Raw genomic sequence first — 8,028 nt, forward strand, 5'->3', positions numbered from 1 at the left:
GATATAAGAAAGTTAGCCTAATACTAAACACTTAAAGTAATTAGTGATAAATTTCATAGGATGAGAAATTCGTGATTGTTAATTTACGGTTAGTAAAATTGAGTGAGCAAACAAGCTTTGCGGCTATTCTTTATCATCAATATCAAAAATATCGCGTAAGTAAACAAGCCTATCTAGCTCTCCACCTTGAGCGGCAGATTGAATAGCACTAGTAGGTGCATGCATAAATTTATTGGTTAACTTAGTGGCAAGTTCTGCCATTATTGCTTCAGGGTTTTTATTGGCAGCTAATTGTTGCATGGCTTTTTCAAGCAATTGATCTCGATTTTCTAAACACTGTTTGCGATATGAAACCACAGTATCCTGAGTATTTAAACCCCTTAGCCATGACATAAAACTAGACGACTGCTCAGAAACAATACCTTCAGCCATTACCGCCTCTTTACGGCGATTATCTAAGTTTTTGATAATAATATTTTGTAAGTCATCAACGGTGTAGAGAAATACGTCTTCAAGATCTGATACTTGCTCTTCGATATCACGAGGAACAGCCAAATCAACCATAAACATCGGACGGTGTTTTCTCTTCGTTAAGGCTTTTTCTACCATACCTTTACCGATAATCGGCAAGGTACTAGCAGTAGAACTAATCACAATATCAGCACTTGCCATCATTTCTGGAATTTGTGCAAGTGTAATAACATCAGCTCCAAATTTTTTCGCCATATTTTCAGCACGACTCAGCGTACGATTAGCCACAGTAATATGGCCGACATTATTTTCGTATAAATGTTTAGCTACCAACTCAATAGTTTCTCCAGCCCCCACTAGCAGGACTCGAGTTTTATCTAAGCTGGCAAAAATATGTTTGGCTAGATTAACCGCAGCAAAAGCAACAGAAACCGCACTCGCGCCTATTTCGGTGTCAGTTCTGACTTGTTTCGCAACGCCAAAAGTACGTTGAAAAAGACGGTCCATCACTAATGCCATCGAACCTGCAGCTTTGGCTTGTTTATAGGCTTGTTTCATTTGCCCCAATATTTGTGGCTCACCAAGTACCAGCGAATCTAAACCACAGGCAACACGCATCATGTGATTAACAGCTTGTTGATCTTGATGCCAATATAAACTGGGCGTAATGGTAGACGCAGGTACATTATGGTGTTGTTCTAACCAACGCACTAAACGCTCTTGCGTTAAAGTAACATCACCATCTTGCACGATATACAACTCGGTTCGATTACAGGTAGATAAAATCGCGGCTTCTTTGCAATCGACTGAATTAATCAGCTCCTGCAAAGCCGAACTCAAGTTGTCAGGGTTAAATGATATTTTTTCCCTAACAGCAACCGGAGCGGTTTTATGATTGATACCTACTGCAACTATCGACATATGAATATATTGAGTCCAAAAAGTGTTTATGGCCGGCAAAGTCTGCGGCGAATGATTAATCATCTTGCGGCTTATATTATACGCATTTAATGGCTATATTGCGGCTTAATTATAAGCTTGAAATGACTAATTAATCTTATTATCAGCTAGATATTGAAAAAAACCTATGATCTGCGACAAAAAATCGCGATAATTTTACGTAAGATCTCATTAAATTGAAAGCATGTAAGCAATATGTTTTTGCTATTTGTCGTTGTTTCACTTAATGAAGCAAGGCTTATTTAATTCAATCACCACAGGAATGCTATGTATAGTAAACGACTCATTACGCTATTTTTTGTCGGTATATTAAGTGCTTGTAGTAGCATAAACGATATACCGGTAGATAATAATCAAGCAAACCAGGGTATAGATAGCCGCAATAAACAAGTATCACAACTTAATAGTTGGACCATAGCGGGAAAGATCGCCTTTATAAATAGCCAAAAGCGCCAAAGTGCGACATTGTATTGGCAGAAAAATGAAATTGAAAAAACCGAATCGCTAAATTTATCGACGTTATTCGGCATTAAAGTGTTAGAACTTACCCAACAGCAAGATAACTTCACCTTGGAAGTTGACGATGATCTCTATAACACTCAAGACTTAGACCGTTTAATATACACACTTACCGGCTTAAATTTACCTACGCGTGCCATGAGCCATTGGCTAAAAGGTTTAGCATTTTTACCCACAGACAAAGTAGCGTATCATGCAGAAAATAAGCTACCAATGTCGTTAACTAGTCGCTATAACAATAAGAACTGGCTAATAAAATACAGTAAATATCATCACATTGGCCCGTTTCAATTAGCTAAACAGCTAACAATTACCCAAGGCGATTTACGAATAAAAATTGTCATTCATTCATGGAAAACTTAACGAGGTCGCAGTGAAAAAACAACCATTTATTGCCTTTCCATCACCCGCGAAGCTCAATTTGTTTTTACATATTGTTGGTAGAATGGACAATGGTTATCACCAACTAGAAACCGTTTTTCAATTTCTTGATTATCACGATACCATTGAATTAAAAGTCACCGAAAATAAAGCAATAAAGTTACTGACACCAATTCCTGGTGTAAATAATGACGACAATTTAATTGTCAAAGCCGCTCGACTATTACAAAGCGCTAAACACTGTCAGCAAGGCGCAGAAATCAAACTTGAAAAGTTACTTCCCATGGGAGGAGGCTTAGGCGGAGGCTCATCAAATGCTGCAACTGTGCTGCTCGCGCTAAATGCACTTTGGAAAACACAGCTTAATACAGAACAACTCGCTGAGCTTGGCTTAAAATTGGGTGCTGATGTACCCGTTTTCATTCATGGTTTTTCCGCATTTGCTCAAGGCATTGGTGAGCAGCTAACTCCCGCCTCGCCAAAAACTTATTGGTATTTAGTTTCAAAACCAAATTGCAGTATTTCTACACAAAGTGTTTTTATGGCGACAAATTTAACTCGAGATACGCCCACTATACGCTACAGCGACGATGACATCGAAAATTATCACAATGATTGCCAAGAATGGGTAATAAAAAACCACCCCGAGGTTGCCAAACTACTGGCTTGGTTGGTAGAATACGCGCCGTCCCAGATGACTGGAACTGGTGCGTGTATCTTTTCACGTTTTAGCTCTAAACAAGATGCGTGTTACGTTCAATCTTTACTGCCAAACGGTATAGAATCATTCGTAGCCGAAGGACTAAATCAATCGCCCTTACATGCTGCAGTCGCGGCGGTAAACGACAATTAAGTTCGGATAAAATTAAAATAAATGCCATTAAAACTGGCAAAAATAAAATAATTTGCTGATATTTAACTTACCGTTTTATTCAGTATCGTAATTTAAATGTCAAAAGTTTCTGAGGAACTGACAGTGCCTGACATGAAGATTTTTGCGGGTAACGCCACCCCTGAACTGGCCAAACAAATAGCTAATCGCTTATATATCACCTTAGGCGAAGCCAAGATTGGTAGTTTTAGCGATGGTGAAATTAGTGTTGAAATCACTGAAAACGTGCGTGGTGCGGATGTTTTTATTATTCAATCAACCTGTGCCCCGACCAATGATAACTTAATGGAACTAATCGTGATGATTGATGCGCTACGCCGTGCATCAGCTGGACGAATTACTGCCGTTATGCCTTATTTTGGTTATGCTCGTCAAGACCGTCGCGTTCGAAGTGCACGTGTACCCATTACAGCAAAAGTTGTGGCTGACTTCTTATCAAGTGTAGGCGTTGACCGAGTATTAACGGTTGATTTACACGCAGAACAAATTCAAGGCTTTTTTGATGTGCCAGTGGATAACGTTTTTGGTACGCCTATCTTATTAGAAGATATGTTAGCGCGTAACATTGAAAATCCTGTCATAGTTTCTCCTGACATTGGCGGTGTTGTTCGTGCTCGTGCTGTGGCTAAATTATTAGACGATGCAGATCTTGCCATTATCGATAAACGTCGCCCTAAAGCTAACGTTGCACAGGTAATGCATATCATTGGTGATGTAAAAGGCCGTGATTGTTTTATCGTTGATGACATGATTGATACTGGCGGAACGCTTGCAAAAGCGGCTGAAGCACTGAAAGAACATGGTGCTAAACGCGTATTTGCTTATGCTACTCACCCAGTGCTTTCTGGTAATGCGGCTGAAAACTTGAAAAATTCAGTTATTGATGAAGTTGTTGTAACCGACTCAATTCCATTATCAGATGAAATTAAAGCGCTAGGAAAAGTTCGTCAACTTACCTTAAGTGGTATGTTGTCAGAAGCTATTCGTCGTGTTTGTAACGAAGAGTCAATTTCTGCGATGTTTGATGCATAAGCATTAATTGCAAAAATAAAAATTCAAAAAAAGCACCTTATTAGGTGCTTTTTTATTGCCTCATTTTCAATACCGCCAAATCTCCCCGATAATAGATACTACTTAGGGCTTAATCACTAATTTAAGCTCAGTGTTGCTGGTCATTGTTAACACCTTTTTCTCAAAAGAATGATTTAATTAATACTTTATTCATGATATTAATTTACAAATTAAAACTATGCAGTACTTTTCTATTAAGATCGCATTAATAAGGGGATGTGATATGTCGTTGTTAAAAATGTTGTCCATCGCTTTTTGTGGTTTAAACTTGATGCACTTACCAAGCTATGCCTCAAGTGACAAAATTTATATTAATAATGTAGAGTGGCCACCATTTTTCTTCTCTGATCAAACCCGCGATAAAATAGGCCTAGGTAACGAAATTCTTAGTATTTGTTTAAAGCAAACAAACTACCAGCCTGAATATAAAACACTGCCGGTAAAAAGAACCCACCTATATATGCAAATGGGCGAACTTGATATTAGTGTTTATTCCCATAAAACGGAGCGTAATGGGTTTGTTTACTATGGTAAAGAACCTATATTTACCTCTACGTATACCTTGGCCTCTAAAAAAGACAAAAAAATAGCCATTAACAAGCTTGATGATCTTAATAACTATATTATTGGCCATCTTTCAGGATTAACACATACTCCTGAGTTGCTAAGAATCATTGATCACAAAGCACAAAAAAATGAAGTATCTATTGGTCATAGCGTAGAAGCTATGTTTAACCAAATGTTAGCGACACCTCAACGTTTTGATATTATGCCTAACTCGAAAGAAACCTTTCTTTGGAATGCAAAGCAGCTTGGAATATTAGATAAAATAACCATTCATGACCTTTTCATTGCCGAGAAAAATTACTATATTACCGTGTCAAAATTCTCCAAAAACATTACTAAACCAATACAGCTATTAGAAAATTTAGACACATGTATTCAAAATTTAAAAGCTAATGGTAGCTACCAGAAAATAGCGCTGCAATATGGCTTATAGCTCAGCGTTTTAACCAACAACGCATTATGTAATCACTAAATCCCCACAGTGTTTAAATATATTAATTATAAAACAACATAAAAATGGATATCACTACGTTTGAGTGTTATCATGCTGCGCCTTTTTTAGCTAATTACTATTGGTTAGACACCTAATTAACTTATTAGTTAGTCGCTTAGTTAGTTAAGCTAAAAACAGGAACAGGTTGTTTTTGGTCGCAAAAAACAACAACTTTTAATTATTAAATAATGGATATACCCCATGACAGATTTATTTACATTGGATGCTGAAGTACGTACAGATTTAGGGAAAGGTGCGAGCCGCCGCCTACGTCACGCGAACAAAGTTCCAGCAATTATATACGGTGAAGGCAAAGCGCCTATTTCTTTAACGTTAGAGCACAAAAATGTTTTTCGTGCACAACAAGAAGAAGCATTTTACTCTCACGTTTTAACGATTAACGTTGACGGCAAGCCTGTTGAGTGTCTTTTAAAAGATATGCAACGTCACCCGTTCAAACAACTTGTAATGCACTTAGATTTTTTACGTATCAATGCTAAGAACGCAGTTCAAGTTAATGCTCCGATTCATTTCCTTAATGAAGATGAAGCAGAGAAACTTGGTGGCGTTATTGCTCATCAGATGAATGAAATAGCAATTACATGTTTACCTGCTGACATTCCTGAGTACATCGAAATTGATGTTGCTAACTTAGAAATTGGTCAAACGTTACATTTATCAGATATTACATTGCCAAAAGGCGTTACATCTGACGAATTAGCAAAAGGCGAAAGCCATGATCAAGCTGTTGTTTCATTGAATGCTCCTAAAGTTGCAAATGACGATAGCGAAGATGCACCTGAAGCACCTGAAGAAGCTTCAGCTGAGTAATAGTTAACTTTACTCACAATAAACAAGCTTAAAGGATATGTTTTACGACATACCCTTTAAGCTTTTTAGTTTTAAATGTATTTAACCTTGTGAACCATAAGATTAAATAACAAGAGTAAACGATTAGATGGCGATTCAGTTAGTAGTCGGCTTAGGAAATCCAGGTTCCGAATACAGTAAAACCCGTCATAATGCTGGTGATTGGTTCGTTCAAGAACTTGCTTCACGTTATAACATTTCACTAAAGCCAGAAAAAAAATATTCAGGTCTATACGGCAAAGGATTAATTGCTGGTCAATTAGTTCATCTTCTAATTCCTACTACTTTTATGAATCGTAGTGGTCAGGCCGTAGCACCATTAGCTAATTTTTTTCGTATTCCCGTTGAGAACATACTCGTTGCTCACGACGAGCTAGATATGTTACCCGGTGTTTGTAAAATCAAACAAGGTGGCGGCCACGGTGGCCACAATGGCTTACGCGATATAATTTCGAGTATGGCTAATAATAGAGAATTTTATCGGTTACGCATTGGTATTGATCATCCAGGTCATCGCGATCGCGTCACTGGGCATGTGCTTGGTAAAGCCCCTGCCAACGAACAAAACTTAATTGACCAAGCGATAGATGAAGCTGCGCGCTGTTTTGAAATTTGGCAACAAGACGATATTAAAAAAGCTCAAAATCGTCTACATTCTTTTAAAGCGCAATAACGACTATTGCGACAACATTATAGGTAAACATCATGGGATTTAAATGTGGTATTGTTGGCTTGCCCAACGTAGGTAAATCAACACTTTTCAATGCGTTAACTAAAGCGGGTATTGAAGCTGCGAACTTTCCCTTTTGTACAATTGAACCTAATACGGGTGTTGTACCTGTACCCGATCCACGCTTAGATGCCTTAGCAAACATAGTAAAACCAGAGCGCGTATTGGCAACCACTATGGAGTTTGTTGATATTGCCGGTTTAGTCGCTGGTGCTTCAAAAGGTGAAGGTTTAGGTAATAAGTTTTTAGCGAACATTCGTGAAACTGATGCTATTGGTCATGTAGTGCGTTGTTTTGACAATGACAACATTATTCATGTTGCCAATAAAGTCAGCCCGGTTGACGATATTGAGGTGATCAATACGGAACTAGCTTTATCTGATATGGACACCGCAGAGCGTGCTATTTTCCGTTTAGCAAAGAAAGCTAAAGGTGGAGATCAAGACGCTAAGTTTGAAATGCCAGTATTGGAAAAAATATTGAAGCATGTTGAAGAAGGTGAAATGGTGCGTTCTTTAGATTTAACTAAAGAAGAAAAAGCAGCGGTTGCCTACTTAAACTTTTTAACCATTAAACCAACCATGTATATCGCAAACGTTAATGATGATGGTTTTGAAAATAACCCTTATCTTGATCAAGTACAAAAAATTGCCGATAAAGAAGGCGCGATCGTTGTGGCTGTTTGTGCTGAAATCGAAAGTGAATTATCTGAAATGGATGATGAAGACCGTGTTGAGTTCATGGCTGAAATGGGCTTAGAAGAGCCGGGTCTAAATCGTGTAATAAATGCCGGTTATTCATTACTCCACTTACAAACTTATTTTACTGCTGGTGTAAAAGAAGTCAGAGCTTGGACTGTAAAACAAAATGCTACTGCGCCACAAGCAGCTGGAGTTATCCACACTGACTTTGAAAAAGGCTTTATCCGCGCAGAAGTTGTTGCCTATGATGATTTTATCGAATTTAACGGTGAGTCTGGCGCGAAAGAAGCAGGAAAGTGGCGCTTAGAAGGTAAAGAATATCGTGTTAAAGATGGTGACGTTGTTCATTTCAGGTTTAATGTTTAATGTTTAA

The 8,028-nt window shown here is 38.1% G+C and carries 8 protein-coding genes; 7 read left to right on the forward strand and 1 reads right to left on the reverse strand.

Annotation, left to right across the window (positions count from 1 at the left end; translation table 11 throughout):
* Window positions 1–123: 123 nt before the first annotated feature.
* Complete coding sequence (gene hemA, locus H4J38_RS14770; RefSeq protein ID WP_182132894.1) at window positions 124–1,392, reverse strand: glutamyl-tRNA reductase; 1,269 nt, start codon at window positions 1,390–1,392, stop codon at window positions 124–126.
* Window positions 1,393–1,698: 306 nt separating this feature from the next.
* Between hemA and lolB the strand changes: the two genes are divergently transcribed.
* The 7 genes from lolB (at window position 1,699) to ychF (ending at window position 8,021) form a co-directional block, all read left to right on the forward strand.
* A complete protein-coding gene (lolB, locus tag H4J38_RS14775; RefSeq protein ID WP_182132874.1) occupies window positions 1,699–2,313 on the forward strand; it encodes a lipoprotein insertase outer membrane protein LolB in 615 nt (204 codons plus the stop codon).
* Window positions 2,314–2,323: 10 nt separating this feature from the next.
* Window positions 2,324–3,184: a 4-(cytidine 5'-diphospho)-2-C-methyl-D-erythritol kinase gene (ispE, locus tag H4J38_RS14780; protein ID WP_182132876.1), complete on the forward strand. Its 861-nt coding sequence runs from the start codon at window positions 2,324–2,326 to the stop codon at window positions 3,182–3,184.
* Window positions 3,185–3,307: 123 nt separating this feature from the next.
* Entirely contained in the window at window positions 3,308–4,255 is a 948-nt protein-coding gene (locus H4J38_RS14785) for a ribose-phosphate pyrophosphokinase (RefSeq protein WP_182132896.1), read from the forward strand.
* A gap of 262 nt (window positions 4,256–4,517) precedes the next feature.
* Window positions 4,518–5,294 (forward strand): ABC transporter substrate-binding protein, encoded by a 777-nt coding sequence (locus tag H4J38_RS14790; protein ID WP_182132878.1) that lies wholly within the window; start codon window positions 4,518–4,520, stop codon window positions 5,292–5,294.
* Window positions 5,295–5,555: 261 nt separating this feature from the next.
* Window positions 5,556–6,185 carry a 50S ribosomal protein L25/general stress protein Ctc gene (locus H4J38_RS14795; protein WP_182132880.1) on the forward strand — a complete coding sequence of 210 codons (630 nt, stop codon included), beginning with the start codon at window positions 5,556–5,558 and terminating at the stop codon, window positions 6,183–6,185.
* Between the two features lie 127 nt (window positions 6,186–6,312).
* Window positions 6,313–6,897 carry an aminoacyl-tRNA hydrolase gene (pth, locus tag H4J38_RS14800; protein ID WP_182132882.1) on the forward strand — a complete coding sequence of 195 codons (585 nt, stop codon included), beginning with the start codon at window positions 6,313–6,315 and terminating at the stop codon, window positions 6,895–6,897.
* A 32-nt stretch (window positions 6,898–6,929) separates the two neighbouring features.
* Window positions 6,930–8,021: a redox-regulated ATPase YchF gene (gene ychF / locus H4J38_RS14805; RefSeq protein WP_182132884.1), complete on the forward strand. Its 1,092-nt coding sequence runs from the start codon at window positions 6,930–6,932 to the stop codon at window positions 8,019–8,021.
* Window positions 8,022–8,028: the final 7 nt, after the last annotated feature.

Origin of the sequence: Colwellia sp. BRX10-3, from assembly GCF_014077505.1 — a bacterium.
Classification (GTDB): Bacteria; Pseudomonadota; Gammaproteobacteria; order Enterobacterales; family Alteromonadaceae; genus Cognaticolwellia.